General features: G+C 63.1%; 17 protein-coding genes and 2 pseudogenes. 15 read left to right on the forward strand and 4 right to left on the reverse strand.

Annotation, left to right across the window (positions count from 1 at the left end; all coding sequences use genetic code 11):
• The first annotated feature begins 344 nt into the window (after positions 1-344).
• The 7 genes from istA (at position 345) to U5S82_16950 (ending at position 6,807) form a co-directional block, all read left to right on the forward strand.
• Positions 345-1,859: an IS21 family transposase gene (gene istA / locus U5S82_16920; GenBank protein MDZ7753279.1), complete on the forward strand. Its 1,515-nt coding sequence runs from the start codon at positions 345-347 to the stop codon at positions 1,857-1,859.
• The gene (gene istB / locus U5S82_16925; protein ID MDZ7753280.1) at positions 1,856-2,623 is read left to right on the forward strand and encodes an IS21-like element helper ATPase IstB; all 768 of its coding nucleotides are present in this window, start codon (positions 1,856-1,858) and stop codon (positions 2,621-2,623) included. Before istA ends, istB begins: the two co-directional genes overlap by 4 nt.
• Positions 2,624-2,625: 2 nt before the next feature.
• The gene (locus U5S82_16930; GenBank protein ID MDZ7753281.1) at positions 2,626-2,802 is read left to right on the forward strand and encodes a hypothetical protein; all 177 of its coding nucleotides are present in this window, start codon (positions 2,626-2,628) and stop codon (positions 2,800-2,802) included.
• Positions 2,803-2,952: 150 nt separating this feature from the next.
• Positions 2,953-4,431: a DDE-type integrase/transposase/recombinase gene (locus tag U5S82_16935; GenBank protein MDZ7753282.1), complete on the forward strand. Its 1,479-nt coding sequence runs from the start codon at positions 2,953-2,955 to the stop codon at positions 4,429-4,431.
• A complete protein-coding gene (locus U5S82_16940) occupies positions 4,428-5,273 on the forward strand; it encodes an ATP-binding protein (protein ID MDZ7753283.1) in 846 nt (281 codons plus the stop codon). The genes U5S82_16935 and U5S82_16940 overlap by 4 nt, the downstream gene beginning before the upstream one ends.
• An 89-nt stretch (positions 5,274-5,362) precedes the next feature.
• A complete protein-coding gene (locus U5S82_16945; protein MDZ7753284.1) occupies positions 5,363-5,560 on the forward strand; it encodes a hypothetical protein in 198 nt (65 codons plus the stop codon).
• Between the two features lie 380 nt (positions 5,561-5,940).
• Complete coding sequence (locus U5S82_16950) at positions 5,941-6,807, forward strand: integrase domain-containing protein (protein MDZ7753285.1); 867 nt, start codon at positions 5,941-5,943, stop codon at positions 6,805-6,807.
• Between the two features lie 117 nt (positions 6,808-6,924).
• Here the strand turns inward: U5S82_16950 and U5S82_16955 are convergent, their stop codons facing one another.
• Genes U5S82_16955 through U5S82_16965 form a run of 3 tightly spaced genes read right to left on the reverse strand, consistent with a single transcriptional unit; the run spans position 6,925 to position 9,401 of the window.
• Positions 6,925-7,710, reverse strand: coding sequence for a class I SAM-dependent methyltransferase (locus U5S82_16955; protein MDZ7753286.1), 786 nt, complete (start codon positions 7,708-7,710; stop codon positions 6,925-6,927).
• Between the two features lie 18 nt (positions 7,711-7,728).
• On the reverse strand, positions 7,729-8,637 hold the full coding sequence (locus U5S82_16960; protein ID MDZ7753287.1) for a nucleotidyl transferase AbiEii/AbiGii toxin family protein: 909 nt from the start codon (positions 8,635-8,637) through the stop codon (positions 7,729-7,731).
• An 8-nt stretch (positions 8,638-8,645) separates the two neighbouring features.
• Positions 8,646-9,401, reverse strand: a complete 756-nt coding sequence (locus U5S82_16965) for a type IV toxin-antitoxin system AbiEi family antitoxin (protein MDZ7753288.1) — start codon at positions 9,399-9,401, stop codon at positions 8,646-8,648.
• A 212-nt stretch (positions 9,402-9,613) separates the two neighbouring features.
• Between U5S82_16965 and U5S82_16970 the strand changes: the two genes are divergently transcribed.
• The 5 genes from U5S82_16970 (at position 9,614) to U5S82_16990 (ending at position 11,466) form a co-directional block, all read left to right on the forward strand.
• Complete coding sequence (locus U5S82_16970) at positions 9,614-9,850, forward strand: DNA-binding protein (GenBank protein MDZ7753289.1); 237 nt, start codon at positions 9,614-9,616, stop codon at positions 9,848-9,850.
• On the forward strand, positions 9,837-10,256 hold the full coding sequence (locus U5S82_16975; protein ID MDZ7753290.1) for a type II toxin-antitoxin system VapC family toxin: 420 nt from the start codon (positions 9,837-9,839) through the stop codon (positions 10,254-10,256). Before U5S82_16970 ends, U5S82_16975 begins: the two co-directional genes overlap by 14 nt.
• 199 nt (positions 10,257-10,455) lie before the next feature.
• Entirely contained in the window at positions 10,456-10,854 is a 399-nt protein-coding gene (locus U5S82_16980; protein ID MDZ7753291.1) for a pili assembly chaperone, read from the forward strand.
• A 2-nt stretch (positions 10,855-10,856) separates the two neighbouring features.
• Entirely contained in the window at positions 10,857-11,099 is a 243-nt protein-coding gene (locus U5S82_16985; protein ID MDZ7753292.1) for a hypothetical protein, read from the forward strand.
• Complete coding sequence (locus tag U5S82_16990) at positions 11,092-11,466, forward strand: hypothetical protein (GenBank protein ID MDZ7753293.1); 375 nt, start codon at positions 11,092-11,094, stop codon at positions 11,464-11,466. The genes U5S82_16985 and U5S82_16990 overlap by 8 nt, the downstream gene beginning before the upstream one ends.
• A gap of 159 nt (positions 11,467-11,625) precedes the next feature.
• On the opposite strand, the pseudogene U5S82_16995 reads toward U5S82_16990, so the two are convergent.
• A pseudogene (locus U5S82_16995) lies at positions 11,626-11,832 on the reverse strand (transposase domain-containing protein).
• Between the two features lie 137 nt (positions 11,833-11,969).
• Here U5S82_16995 and U5S82_17000 point away from each other — a divergent pair.
• The 3 genes and pseudogenes from U5S82_17000 to U5S82_17010 all read left to right on the forward strand — a co-directional run bounded on the left by U5S82_17000 (position 11,970) and on the right by U5S82_17010 (position 14,738).
• Positions 11,970-12,824, forward strand: coding sequence for a site-specific integrase (locus tag U5S82_17000; GenBank protein MDZ7753294.1), 855 nt, complete (start codon positions 11,970-11,972; stop codon positions 12,822-12,824).
• Positions 12,817-13,949, forward strand: a pseudogene (locus U5S82_17005) (IS91 family transposase). Before U5S82_17000 ends, U5S82_17005 begins: the two are co-directional and overlap by 8 nt.
• Positions 13,950-14,243: 294 nt before the next feature.
• Positions 14,244-14,738: a hypothetical protein gene (locus U5S82_17010; protein ID MDZ7753295.1), complete on the forward strand. Its 495-nt coding sequence runs from the start codon at positions 14,244-14,246 to the stop codon at positions 14,736-14,738.
• The last annotated feature ends 274 nt before the right edge of the window (positions 14,739-15,012 follow it).

Raw genomic sequence — 15,012 nt, forward strand, 5'->3', positions numbered from 1 at the left:
CCAGCAGAGCCGCAATGGCCGGCACAAGCATGCCGAGCGGCAACGCCGCTACCGGGCGAGAAGGCAGAAAGTGACGCATCAGGGTTCCCCGGCCCCGTCCCCTCATGATCCACTATCCCCCGTTCCGGCGAGGCCGGCTGGCCGCCGCGGTACGGATGGCGCGCCGATGATGGCGTCCATTCGCTGCCACTTCTGCGGCCGTGAGTGCGGGCCCTTCCTGCGTACCGGCCCGCTTCATCGCACCACCGCCGCCGCTGCGCTCGGAACACTCACCCGACAGGGGCCGCCGGGCGCCCGGGCTCAGCCCCCTTGAGCCGCCCGGCCACGAGATGAGGAGAAACGCATTGGCCATCAGCAAAGAACAAGAGGCGCAGATCCTGCGCTATCACTACGTCGAGAAGTGGCGGGTGGGCACCATTGCCAGTCAGTTGGGCGTGCACCACAACGTCGTCAATCGGGTGCTCTCCCAGGCCGGCATGCCGAAGGTCGAGCGGGCTGCGCAGCCGTCGATGATCGATCCTTATCTGCCGTTCATCACCGACACCCTGGCCCAGTTCCCCAGGCTCACCGCCAGCCGCCTCTACGGCATGGTGCGTGAACGGGGCTACCCCGGTGGCCCCGACCACTTCCGCCACCAGCTCGCCTGTTACCGGCCACGCCCCCAGCCCGAGGCCTTTCTGCGCCTGAAGACCCTGCCCGGCGAACAGGGACAGATCGACTGGGGCCATTTCGGCAAGCTCACCATCGGCCGCGCAACCCATGCCCTGATGGCCTTTGTCATGGTGCTCAGCTACTCCCGGCGCATTTTTTTGCGCTTCTTCCTCGGTGCCAAGATGGCCAACTTCCTGCGGGGCCACGAGGCGGCCTTCACTGCCTCGAACGGCCTGCCCAAGGTCCTGCTCTACGACAACCTGAAAAGCGCCGTGCTGGAGCGCCAGGGTGAGGCCATCCGCTTCCATCCCACCTTGCTCGAGTTCGCCGCCCACTACCGCTTTGAGCCCCGTCCGGTGGCGGTGGCCCGGGGCAACGAGAAGGGGCGGGTGGAGCGCGCCATCCGCACGATACGCGATAATTTCTGGCCGGCCCGCCAATGGACCGACATCGATGATCTCAACGCCCAGGCCGAGGCCTGGTGCAACGGCTGGGCCATGGACCGGCCCTGCCCGGAGGACCGTGCCCTCTCGGTGCGCCAGGCCTTCGAGCAGGAGCCCCTGCTGGCGCTGCCCGATAACCCCTATCCCACCGACGAGCGGGTCGAGGTCCACATCGGCAAGACCCCTTACGCGCGCTTCGAGGGCAACGACTACAGCGTGCCCCACACCCATGTGCGCCGCACCCTCACCGTCTCGGCCTCACCCACCGAGGTGCGGATCCTCGACGGCGGAGACGTCATCGCCCGCCACCCGCGCAGCTACGACAAGGGCCGGCAGATCGAACAGCCGGAACACATCGAGGCACTGGTCCAGATCAAACGCCAGGCCCGGCATCATCGCGGCCAGGACCACCTGGCCCAAGCCGCACCGGCCAGCCGGCAATTGGCTGTCCAGGCCGCCGAGCGCGGCGACAACCTCGGCGCCATCACCGCAGCCCTGCTGCGCCTCCTCGATGCCTACGGCGCCCCCGAGCTGGAGGCGGCCATCCAGGAGAGCCTGGCCCAGGGGGTGGCTCACCCCAATGGCGTGCGCATCGCCCTGCAGCGTAGGCGCGAGGCGAGAAACCAGCCGCCCCGGGTGGGGGTGCGCATCGACCACGCGCGCGCCAGGGGGCTGGTGGTACGCACCCATGATCTGGGCGGCTACGACGCCTTGCAGTCCACCCCGCCCGAAACCGAAGACGACGCCCAGGAGGAGCCCCAATGATCCCTAACGCATCCCTGAAAGAACGGGCCACGGCCCTCAAGCTCCATGGCCTGCTGAGCCATTGGGAGGAGAGCGCCGACGCTGGCTGGGTCGAGTCCCTGATCCAGTGGGAAGAGGAGGAACGCGCCCACCGCAGCCTCGAGCGGCGCATGAAAGGGGCGCGGCTGGGCCGCTTCAAACCCCTGGCCGACTTCGACTGGGGCTGGCCCAGCCGCTGCGACCGGGAACTGGTCAGTGAGCTGATGCGCCTCGACTTCCTCACCGAGGCGGTCAATATCATCCTGGTGGGACCCAACGGGGTCGGCAAATCCACCCTGGCCCGCAACATCGCCCATCAAGCGGTGCTGGCCGGCCACAGCGTCCTCTTTACCAGCGCCGGCCAGATGCTCAATGACTTGGCCGCCCAGGATGGCGACAGCGCCCTCAAGCGGCGCCTCGCCCGCTACGCCCGCCCTCAACTGCTAGCGGTCGACGAGGTGGGGTATCTCGCCTACTCCAATCGCCATGCCGATCTGCTGTTCGAGATCGTCTCCCGCCGCTACGAGGAGAAATCCACCCTGGTCACCACCAATCGGCCCTTCGCCGAATGGGGTGAAGTCTTTCCCAACGCCTCCTGCGTGGTCTCCCTCGTGGACCGGCTGGTACACCGCTCAGAGATCCTCACCATCGAAGGCGAATCCTACCGGCTCAAGGAGGCCAAGGAGCGACAGCAGCAACAGGCACAGCGGCGCCGAGCCGCCGCCAAATCCAACAAAGGAGCCTAACCATGACCCATCCCCCGATACCGGACGACTGGACACCAGAGCAGGCATTGGCAGTCTATGACTTTATCGACGAACTTCGCGATGCCATCTGGAGCCGATACGATCGGCAGCTGGTCGAACTCATGCAACAAGACCGCATAACGACCTTTGAAGTCGACGACGATGACTTGATCTTCTGAGCCGACCCTTAAACCCAAATCGGCGGCGTGACCTGGCTTGAGTCGAGGCGACCTATCCGCGCTGAGGCCGAGTCACGCCGCCTGAACCTGCGACTGCGACCTTCGCCATTTATGCGCGGATTTACTCAGCCGCTAACAGGCGATGCACCGATGGGCGACGACAACAGATTGAGCGTGCACGAACGCTGGGCACGGCTGCGCTTCGCCGTGATCGGTTCGCTATTGGCGGCACCGCCAGAGAGCGGTGAGCTGCACACAGCCATTACGGCGCTGGCCGCCAGGACCTGGCGTCATCCGGTCACTGGCGAGGCGGTACGCTTCGGGTTCTCCACCATAGAGCGCTGGTACTACCTGGCGCTTCGTGCCGGCGCTGACCCAGTCCGTGCGCTGCGTTCACGCCGACGCGCCGATGCGGGACGTCACCGCCGCCTGAGTGACCTGCTGCGCACCGAGCTGCATGCGCTCTACCAAGCGCATTCGGGCTGGAGCGTGCAGCTGCATGTCGATAACCTTGCAGTTCTGGCTGCCAAGGATCCGTCTCTTGGCGCGATGCCCTCGTACGCCACCGTTCGGCGGTATCTACAGGCGAACGGCATGCGCAAGCGCACCGGGCGCGTGCGGCGCGATACCCCCGGTGCTGAAGCCGCCGAGCGCCACCTGGCCACGCGCGAGGTGCGCAGCTATGAACTCGCCCACGTCAATGCGTTATGGCACGCCGACTTCCACGTCGGCTCGCGCCGCGTCGTCGATGCGCGCGGGCGCTGGCAGACGGTACAGATGCTCGGCATTCTCGATGACTGCTCAAGGATCTGTTGTCACGCCCAGTGGTACCTCACCGAGGACGCCGAACGCTTCGTGCACGGCCTGTCGCAGGCGCTGCAGAAGCGCGGCCTGCCCCGTGCCCTGCTGACCGACAACGGCAGTGCCGAGACCGCGACCGAAGTCACCGAGGGCCTGGCGCGCCTGGGTATCGTGCATGAGACGACATTACCGTACTCGGCCTACCAGAATGCCAAGCAGGAGAACTGGTGGTCGGTCGTTGAGGGTCGCCTGCTCGCCATGCTCGAGGGCGTCGAGCAGCTGACACTGGAGAGTCTCAACCGCGCAACACTCGCCTGGGTCGAGGGCGAGTATCAGCGTCGCCGCCACCACGAGCTCGGCTGCGCGCCCATTGAGCGCTATCGGCAGGGCCCCGACGTTGCCCGCGAGTGCCCCGATGCCGAGATGCTACGCCGCAGCTTCCGCGCACAGACCACGCGTGTCCAGCGTCGATCCGATGGCACCTGCACCGTACTGGGCACCCGCTTCGAGGTGCCCTCCCGGTTCCGCCACCTCCACCGGCTAAAGCTGCGCTACGCACGCTGGGATCTTGCGAGTATTGATCTACTCGATCCCCACACCGAACAACCCGTCGCCGTGCTCTATCCACTCGACAAGCAGCGTAATGCCGAGCATGGACGACGGGCCCTCGCGCCGGTGGATGACAGCACGTCGGTCGATGCCCTGCCGGTTAACGCTAACACGTGCGCCGGTATGGCGCCGTTGCTTGACCAACTCCTGGCCGAGTATGCCGCCACCGGCATACCGCCGGCCTATCTGCCCTTCGATCCCGAGGATACTGACCCATGAACAAATCCCTGCTCGCACTCTACGGCCTCAAGTGGAATCCATTCTCGCCGGAACTGCCCACCGAGGCATTGATGGCAACGCCTGCGCTGGAGGACTTCGCCTGGCGTATCGAACACACCCATGTCCGCGAAGGCGGCTTTGCCCTCATTACCGGCGCGCCCGGCACCGGCAAGAGCGTCGCATTGCGCATCCTCGCCGCCCGCCTCGGGCGCCTGCCCGACCTGACCATCGCCGCGTTGACCCATCCGAGTGCCAACCTCGCGGACTTCTACCGCGAGCTGGGAGACCTGTTCGGCGTCGATCTCAAGCCGCACAATCGCTGGGTGGGCTTCAAGGGGCTGCGCACCCGCTGGCTGGCGACTCTCGACGCCTCACTCATGCGCCCCGTGCTGCTGATCGATGAAGCCCAGGAGATCGCGCCTGTGGTACTGAATGAGTTGCGCTTGCTCGCCTCGTCCCAGTTCGACTCCCGCACCTTGCTGAGCGTGGTCCTCGCCGGCGATCAACGCCTGACCGACCTGCTCCGGCGTGACGATCTGCTCCCGCTCGGCTCGCGCATCCGGGCCCGCCTGGCGCTTGAACACGCCTCACGCGACAATCTCCTCGCCTGCCTGGCGCATCTTTGCACAAGCGCCGGCAACCCCGGTCTGTTCAGCGAACAGCTGGCACAGGCGCTGGCCGATCACGCTATGGGCAACTACCGTGTGCTGACCAATATGGCCGCCGAAATCCTCGCCCATGCCAGCCGCCACGAACTCACCCAGCTCGATGAAAAGCTCTTCTTCGATGTCTTCCACACCGAGCGCAAGCCATCACCGCGGCGCGCTCGCAGCGCTGCCTGAGCACTGGCGCCGAACCCGACCGCTGGCCGTCCACAGTCTTACGCACCTGACGCAGGCCAACCCAGCCTCACGACCCAGGAGACCACATCATGAGTATGAAAGTCTTGCGGCTGTACACGCACTGGCAGGCGGAAGACGCCTATAGTGTGCTCACCTTCATCGACGAGCTGCGCGAACAGATCATCAATGAATATGGCGAGGAGATCGTGCAGATGCTGCAAGAGGCCCGTGCCGTCGGCGAAGAACAGCAGCTGGAACTGCCATTCGCTGACGTAGCACAGTTCTGATCGAGAAACCTGCGTGCAGGATCAGTGAGGAATGAACGCGGGCGGGAAACCCTCACGAAAAGTGAAAATGGTACCCTCGAAGACTGTGATTACACTCAAGATCCCATTCGCCCAACTCAACGGAGGTAATGCGTTACAGCAAGACCATTCATTCAACTCAAGCAACACGAAGGAGGTGATGCGTTATCGAAGAGCGGCCCATAACGGGCCCGTTGGTCTGCACCGGACCGATCCCCTACAGGGGAGAACCGGTGTTGCCTGCAACCAGGCATCTTCAGGTTGAACGGGAGTGGTGTCCCGTGACCCGTGCCTTGATCTAAGGACCTGGCCGGCTACGGCCTGCCAGGTGGTCAGAAACACTTACCAGAGCATCGAACACTTTGAGAGACCTGAACTACCAACTCAAACAGCTGTGTCGCCACAACCGTGACGGCGGCTACGCGACCCAGCGCAACCGCGAGCGCCTGCTGTCGCTGATCGCGGACCAGCTCCATGCGCTGGGCTTCCGGGGCATGGGCGCGCAGTCGCTGAAGCCGAAGCATATCGAAGCGCTGGTGAACCGGTGGCGGACCGAGGCGCTCTCCGTCGGCACCATCAAGAACCGGATGACGGTGCTGCGCTGGTGGGTCCAGAAGGTGAACCGGCAGAACGTCATCGCCCGGCAGAACGACCACTATGGGATCCCGGAACGGATGTTCGTCAGCACCGAGTCGAAGGCACGCCAAGTCGACGGCGCGGCGCTCGATCGCGTCAAGGATGCCCACGTCCGGATGAGCCTCGAGCTGCAGCAGGCCTTCGGTCTCCGGCGGGAGGAAGCCATCAAGTTCCAGCCGAGCTACGCCGATCGGGGCGATCACCTGGTGCTGAAGGACAGCTGGACCAAGGGCGGCAAGGCCCGCGAGATCCCCGTCCGCACCCCGGCGCAGCGGGTGATCCTGGATCGCGCCCATCACCTCGCGGGCCGCGGCTCGCTGATCCCGGCCGAACGCAACTACCGGCAGCAGCTGCGCGTGTACGAGCGACACACGGCGAATGCCGGGCACTCCAAGCTACACGGCCTCCGGCACGCCTATGCCCAGGGACGTTACGAGGAGCTCACCGGCTGGAAGGCACCCGCCGCCGGCGGCCCGACCTCGAGTTCTTTCACGCGAGAGCAGCGCGCCATGGACCGCGGGGCGCGGCTCGTCATCAGCCGCGAGCTCGGGCATGAACGCGAGCAAATTACCACGGTCTATTTAAGTCGATGAGGGTGACGGAGACAATCGCATTGCCTTATAATTCAATAGCCTATTTTACTAAACGTCTGGAATGCCCCCATAGATAGCCCCAGATCGTTAGCCCTGTCGTCGATCCGTCTGGACGGATCAATCGGCCGTCCTTCTCGCCACATAATAGCCGTAACTGACGAGCGCCGCGTTGCGTTCATAGAGTGCAATCTCGCGCTTTTCTGCCGCCACGATGGCCGCTGCCGATTCTGAGTTGCCGTTGCGAGCCAGGAATGCTGCGAAGCGGGCCTGCATCGGGCGATAGTAGTTGTCCAGCCAGCATCGTTTCGGAAGTGCGAAGTACCCAACTGGGGAAAAGCCATTTCTCTCCAGGATCGCCATTTTGGCCGATGCCGTATCCACCTCGGGGTATTCACGGATCCAATGCTGCTCCAGCTCCGCAGGCCTCTCTTGCGTCAGCCATGTCAGCTCGGACACAGCCAATATGCCGTCCCGTTTCAGAAAGCGACGCCAGGCCCTGATGCCATTGGAAAAACCGATGTTGTAGATGGCGCCTTCCGACCAGATCGCATCGAAGGATTGCTCTTCGAACGGAAGCACATGCATCGAGGCGGCCAGCGTCTCGATCCGTTCGCCGAGGTTCTCGCGTTCCGCGGCGATATTGAGGTCATGGAGGAAGTCCGGCAGGAAATCGACAGCGGTCACCGAGGCTTCTAGTTCTTTCGCCAGAACGAGCGTGGATGCACCGGTCCCGCATCCGATGTCGGCAATCTTCAGGCCTTTGCTACCGCCTAGACCCGATAGGGTGATGGCAAGGCGCGTTTCATCGTCGCCGCCGGGGCCCTGGCGTTTGGCCTCGCGGTGCAAGTCGACGAGAAGAGAGAGTGCATCCAATTGCTGGCGCCTGTTGTTTCGTATGAGCATCCGTGCTCGGTCCGGGAATCAAAGCTCCAACACATCCCGCAAGCGGTCCAATGCCTTCTTGTGGCTGCGAGCGCTCATCTGTCGGATATTGTGCAGCTTCCATTGAATGGCTGGCCACTTGCCCAGGCCTTCGAACGGCAACAACGACCAATCAGCTTTGCCTTGTTTGAGGGACAGGAGAAACCGACGCTCGCTGTCGGTGAGGGCGCCAGCGGCCCACTCGAACAGCTGCGTCCGGGCGGCCTCGAGCTCCGCCAGGTCAACCGACTTTTTGGTCATTCCGGCGAAGTGGTTGGTGAAGAGATCCTTGATTGGTTTGCGGTTCGGCTGTAGGAGCTCTGCAATCGGCTGCCGGTGAGCGGCGAGGTAGGCGACAAATGCTTGGCGTATGGAATCCGGGATCGGGCCCGACGTTTGAAGATGCATGACGTCGAAGAGGTCGCGCGGGTGCTGTCGGTCCAACGCCGCACAGAGCTTCCCGCCATAGAGGTCCGCTGAGTCGAGTCGCTGGATCTCTACGAAGAGTTCGTAGGCTTCCTGTGCGGCCGAGCACAGTCCGCTTGTGACCGGCGGTACCAGGCTGCCCCGGATGACGACGCTCGGTTCCACCTTCATACGCGCACCCGACTTGTCCACGAGCAGCTTGGGCGCATCGCCTTCCACAAGTTGGACATTTACGCCTGGCACAGTCCGTTTGAGTGCTTCGGCGATCGTGGCGAGCTGGGAGCGGATGTCAGGCAGCGCCGCGTCGCGATCGGAAACCGGGAGATAGGTGAGGTCGATGTCGACCGAGAGTCTAGGCATGTCCCGCAAGAACAGGTTGATGGCAGTACCGCCCTTGAGCGCGAAGTCTGGCGCGCTGCTGATCGCCGGCAAACAGCGAATCAAAAGTTCGACCTGCGCTCTGTAACTATCGCGCGCCGCCATGGGTGGTCCTAACCCTGCGCAGGGTCGGCGACGACCAGATCGTATTTCTTGTCGAGGCGTCCTCCTGCGTGGATGGTGCGCCGGCCTGATCCGAAATCGACCTTCGACAGGTCGAGGTGCTTCAACCACGCATGATTCGCTCGCTCGGCGGCATGCATGAACAGCCGCTTGGTCTTCACCGAGGTGCAGCCCTCAAGCAGCTGTTGAACGACCTGTGGACGCAGAGACGTCAGTGATTCCATCACCTGGAAGGCCTCCTCAAAGGACTGCCGCTTCGGCACGAGGTACATCATCTCGAAAGCCGCCCGCTCAAGTGTCGCGACCTTGACGTCGACATCGCCGACCTGAAGCGTAGACGTGGTCTTTTCGGCACCTGCGAAGACGCCGGTCGTCACGAGCCTCACCGGTCTGGACCAGGCGTGAGCCTCGAACCAGGCGGGCAATTTCGTGCCGGAATGTCCGAACAGGACCACCTCGCGCGCTCCGAACGCCAGGTAATGCGTGTAGCCGCGCAGCTCGATCGCGGTGATTCCGCCGGGATGGACGGCGAGGGCGAGCTGCGTCTGCAGTGCATGGACCGCACCGATCCAATCGACCGTCGCGCCGGCCCGCTTGTAGACGCCGTGACCCAAACGTTCCAGCCAGCCGGACTGGACGTACTTGTCTGCAAGCCGGCGGTCGACGCCAAGACTGCTCAGCCACCGCAGCGCGGCGACCTCGCCGGATGGCCACTGTTGCAGAAGCTGGTTTATTTTCGAGCCCATATGACAACCATTAGGCGACGTATAAGAATTAGTTTAAACCAAGGGCAAAGACTAGCACAGAGTTCAGGAAAACGCCCAATTGTCGCACTTGTGGCGACGTTTAAGCGTGAAAGCAAACTTAGGAAGCGTGCCCGGCGGCTTGAGTGAGGCGGGTTGTGGTGAGCAAAATAACGAGCAATGCAATCATTTCTCGCCTCAAGAGGTACTCGCCAATGGCCAATCTCGTCGTCCGCAATCTGGACCCGCGTATCGTCGATGCACTGAAGCAGCGCGCCGCCAAGCATGGACGTAGCGCCGAGGCCGAGCATCGTGTCCTGCTCGAAGAAGTGTTGCTGCGCCCCAAGGCCAAGCTTTTTGCCGAGGTGCTCGCCAACATGCCGAATGTCGGTGAGGATGCCGACTTCGTGCGCGTCGATGATCCGACCGAGCCTGACCGTGTGTTTGATTGATACCAATATCATCAGCGAGTCGCGCAAGCGGTCGAAGGCCGACAGAGGGGTACGTCAATTCTTCCAGGAGGTGGCCAGGGAAGAGGCGCGGGTGTTCATATCCGTCGTCACGGTCGGCGAGTTGCGCCGTGGTGTCGAGCTGATCGGGCACCGCGGTGATTCCCGTCAGGCGGATCGCCTGGCTCACTGGCTCGACCAGTTGTTGCTCGACTACCGCGAGGACGTCCTGGATATCAATGCAGACATCGCTCAACTCTGGGGTCGTTTGCGCGTTCCCCATCCGGAGAATGCGCTGGACAAGCTGATCGCGGCCACCGCGCTGATCTACGATCTGACGGTGGTCACCCGAAAGCACCGCGACTTCGCCAAGACGGGTGTGCGTCTCCTGAATCCCTTCTCCATCTGAGAACGCGCGGGCCGTGCCGAAGCGGGGAGTGCGCAGAACGGCGTAGCGTGCTGCCGCCGTTTCCCGTTTCGGTTCATCACCTGTTCCGACAGCATTCCGGCAACGAAGGGGCCTGACGGCCTATCTACCGGAGTCGAGTGGGATGATTCTACGGACAATTACAACGTTGTCGGGTCACCGCCGTACCTGCGCAGCGGTAATGTTGGCGCTCAGCACCCTATCGTCGCTGGAGGCCGCGGCCAGGGACCTTCGGGTTGGGCGTTACTCAACCATCCAACCTGTACCGACCCGGGTGCAGCAGGATCCCCTCGCAGCCCCGGTGGTCTCGGTACTGCCGGCGTCCGTGACCCAGATCGGAGCAGCGGTCGAGACGCTGCTCGAGTCATCCGGTTACCGTCTGTCGTCATCTATGGCCGCCGACGCGGACCGAGCCGAGCTCCTGGATCTGCCGTTACCGGAAGCCCACCGCGCACTCGGTCCGCTGCCGCTGCGCACGGCCTTGAGGATCGTCGCCGGGCCCGCCTTCATGCTGGTCGAAGATCCCGTGCATCGGCTGATCTCGTTCGAGCGGTGTGACCAAGCGTCGGGTAAGCGTTGATCATGGAAACCCTCATCGCCATCCTGATCGTCCTCGGCATTGTGTCCGCAAGCGGCGTGCTGCCCGAGAAATCCCCGCCACCGGCCAACCAGCAGACGCAGCCGTCTGCCCTGGAGGCGTCTGAGCCAGGGGTTCGCCCGGCCTGTAATCAGCACAACCCGGCCTATCGCGACCTCACCGTGCCTTACCCGCAACGGACGAGTAGCGACCCGGCCGTCAACATGGAGGCCGCGTGCGATGAATAGGCCCTTCCTCCTGGCAACGGTGGGCACGATGCTGTCGTTGATCGCGAGCCCAAGCTGGGCCGCCGATCCGGGCAACACCCCATCGGGGAACACCACGACGAGTGCGACCCTCCTGGAGCGCACGCCGCTCACGAAGAACGAACGTGCCCGGGCCGGGATCTGGGGCTTGTCTCTCGATGAGTGGCAGCGCTACCGAACCCTCATGGAAGGGATCCGCGGCAGCATCAGCCCCGGGACCATCTCGCCCATAGAGGTCCTCGGGATCCACGCGCGCGATGAGGCCGAGCGCCGCAGGTACGCCGAGCAGTGGGCCGTGATGATGGTAAGCGCCAGAGAATCGGCCTTCTTGCAAAGGGGCCTGACGTGACAAAGCCCCACACGCATCCCTGCACATGGGGCTTTACGGAAAGTCGCACCGGATGACGTCTCCTTGTCGGTCGGCGTTCAACATTCCCTGTCAGCTTCAAATTTACGGCTTACGCCTTCAGAGCGCAAATCACTCTGTTCGTGACATACGCTATCGCGCTTAATCCGACCCGGCGGTCAAGCGGACATTCCACGGCAGCAGCGTCTCGATGTGCTCCACGGTATCCGCGGCACCGATATGGGTGAGTACGTGCTCGAGATAGGCAAAGGGTTCGAGCCCGTTGGCCTTGGCCGTTTCGATCAGACTGTAGCAGGTTGCGCTCGCCCGCGCGCCTCGCGGGGTGTCGGCAAACAGCCAGTTGCGCCGGTTATGCAAACGTTTGCATAACCGGCGTTGAACTAAACCGCTCCGCGGTAGCTCCCCTTCGATAGACGCCGGCGGTTCTTCCGTCGTCAACACTCTCAGTTGACCCGATGTGGGTCTGACGGAGAGGAGAGACGACGATGACACCCTTGCGGCAGCAGATGATTGATGCCATGCGTCAGCGTGGCTTTTCAGTGCGTACCCATCAGAGTTACCTGGCAGCGGTTACCGCCCTGGCGCGGTACTACGGGCGTTCGCCGAGTCAGTTGAGCGTCGAAGAGCTGGAGGCCTGGTTCAGGTATCTGGCCGTCGAGCGTTCGCTATCCGGTTCGACCTGCCGGGTTCACCACGGTGCGGTGCGCTTCCTCTATGTGCAGGTGCTGAAGTGGCCGTCGTTCGATGTGTCCTTCGTGGTGCCGAAGCGGGCCCAACGGATCCCCGAGTTGCTGAACCGCGATGAGGTAGGGCGGATCCTGAACGCCTGTACCAACCCCAAGCACCGCATGCTGCTTCAGACCTGCTACGGCTGCGGCCTGCGGGTAAGCGAGGTGGTGCGAGTGCGGGTGCGTGATATCGATGGCGAACGCGGGCTGCTGCGCATCGAGCAGGGCAAAGGGGCGAAGGACCGGCTGGTCACTCTTTCGCCCGGCCTGCTTCACGCGCTGCGCCGTTACTGGGCGGTTTACCGCCCCACGTGGCTCTTTCCCAGCGGAAGCGATACGACGACCCCTCTCAGTATCGCCAGCGCCCAGCGGGTGTTCCGTCGCGCCAAGAACCGGGCCAGAGTGGAGAAGATCGGCGGCATCCACAGCCTGCGTCACGCCTATGCGACCCATCAACTGGAGAGCGGCCTGCCGGTGCACCGGCTGCAACGCCTGCTCGGCCACGGCAACCTGCAATCGACGATGCGCTACGTGCATTGGGTACCCGAGCAGCGCGGCGCTGCGCAGGGGGTGTCCGATCTGATCGCGGGACTGGGGGTGGGTCATGACTGAGGCGGCCACTGTGCAAGGGATTCTGAACCGCTTCCTGCGCGCTGACACGCTGGATTACCAGCGGCGCAAGGTCTGTGGCCATCTGCAGGCCTGCCGAACCGAGGCGATGGGCGGGGTGCGGCTGCGCTGCGGCGCGTGCGGTGACGAAGAGGTTTGGTATCACGGTTGCCGCGACCGGCACTGCCCGCAGTGCCAGGGACGGGCGACCCGCCAATGGGCCGCGCGTCAGCAGGGGCACATCCTGCCGGTGACCTATTACCATCTGGTCTTCACCCTGCCACATATCCTCAACGGCTGGGTGGCACTGCACCCGGAGGTGATCTACCGCCTGCTCTTTCAGGCGGCCTGGTCCACCCTCAAGGCGTTCGGCCAGGATCCCAAGCGTCTGGGCGGTGAGATGGGCATGAGCGCGGTGCTGCACACCTGGGGCCAGAACCTGAGCCGCCATGTGCACCTGCACTGCCTGGTACCGGGCGGGGCGCTGGGCGGTGACGGCCAGTGGCGGGCGGCGAAGAGCACCTACCTGTTTCCGGTCAAGGCGCTCTCGCGGCACTTCCGGGGCGGATGGTGACCCGGCTGCGCCAGGCCGCGACCCAGGGCGACCTGCACCGTGTCACGCGCGACGGCGAGGTCGATGCCGTACTCGACGCCTTGATGGCCGTTGACTGGGTGGTCTACACCAAACACTGTCTCGACCATACCGCCACCGTCGTCGACTACCTGGCCCGTTACACCCACCGCATCGCGATCACCCCAGCGCGGATCCTCGCGGTCGACGACGAACGGGTGACCATCCGGTACAAGGACTACCGCGACCGTGACCGACATAAGACATTGTCCCTGGAGGGCGAAGAGTTCGTGCGCCGCTTCCTGATGCATGTCCTGCCGAAAGGGCTGATGCGCATTCGTCACTTCGGCTTCCTGGCCAACCGCGGCCGCCGGGAGAAGCTCGCCCGGATCCGTGAGGCCCTGGCCGCCCCCGTCCCGCCGGAGACCGACGACGGCACCGCACACCACGACGGTGTCGACTATGCCTGCCCGCAGTGCCGGACCGGGCGACTGCACGTGATCGCGCAGATTGCGCCCGGTCGGTCCCTCTGGAGACCGCCCGACACGCAACACTGAGGCCGTAGAACAGGATAAAGGCCCGCGGTCTTGACCAAGGTGGGACGGCCCCGCAGCCGGGCCGCGGTTGCGCTCGTCCGGACATTGGATTTTGCGCCGAAATGGCGAGAGAATAACCACCCATCGCACATCGCAGGGACCGAAGACATGGACGAAGACGCCTCACCGGCCACGACCACCGCCCCGATCTGCGCCACCGCCGGCGCATCGCACCCACCCCGCGTAATACATTTCCCTATAGATCAGTCCGTGCCGGTCTGATGGGCGGCTTAGTCCAACAGACATTTATCCGCCATGCTGCGCACGGCGGATAAATGCTTATTAGATGTAGAGTTCATAAGCGAGCTCACGATCGCCGTCTTGAATGGTCACCAAAACAAGAAGGCCAAATTAGAGCATTATTATCAAGTATATGAGGAAACATTTGAGCATGGATCGCATGTCAAGAAAGTTTTCCGAGATGTTCTTGGCGAATTAAGTCAGGTACTTCCGGATCTGGCAAAAACAAGATGGAGTAAAAAGACCGATTTCTATACCCTTTTTTTGGTTCTGGCGAAGTACGGCGCTTTTATACCACTGTCTTCGGACAGAAGAGAGTTGGCGGGAAGAATGTTGCGCGAGTTTGGCTCCCAAATTGATGACTTTGTGAGCGCTGATGATGCGGTCAAGCACCAGCTGCCGCAAGATGTTCGTGACTACGGAGCGGGGATTCGAGCTAGTACTGATCTAGGAAGTAGAAAGCGACGTTTTGAGGCCCTGGAAAGCACGCTCAGTGTCGTCTTTGCGTGAAAAAGGGACGGAGGGATTAAAGCTTAATTTCTCCGCCCCCTTTTCCCCTCGCGGACCTCAGGGATCCCCTCATTTCACGCGGCTGCGTGGTAAGTACCTGATTTGCGGTTAGAGCCGGCGAAACTCGGACGGACTTGGCATCTGTAACCCATTGATTCTACGGCTGATAAAAAATGAGGGGATCCCTGAGCTCGCGAACGGGTCTCCATGGCATCAGCCGTCATTGGTGAGCCTCATGCAGATTCTACTCACCACCATGTCCAGGGCAAGGCTG

Source organism: Gammaproteobacteria bacterium (assembly GCA_034522055.1).
In the GTDB taxonomy this organism is placed as follows: Bacteria; Pseudomonadota; Gammaproteobacteria; order JAABTG01; family JAABTG01; genus JAABTG01.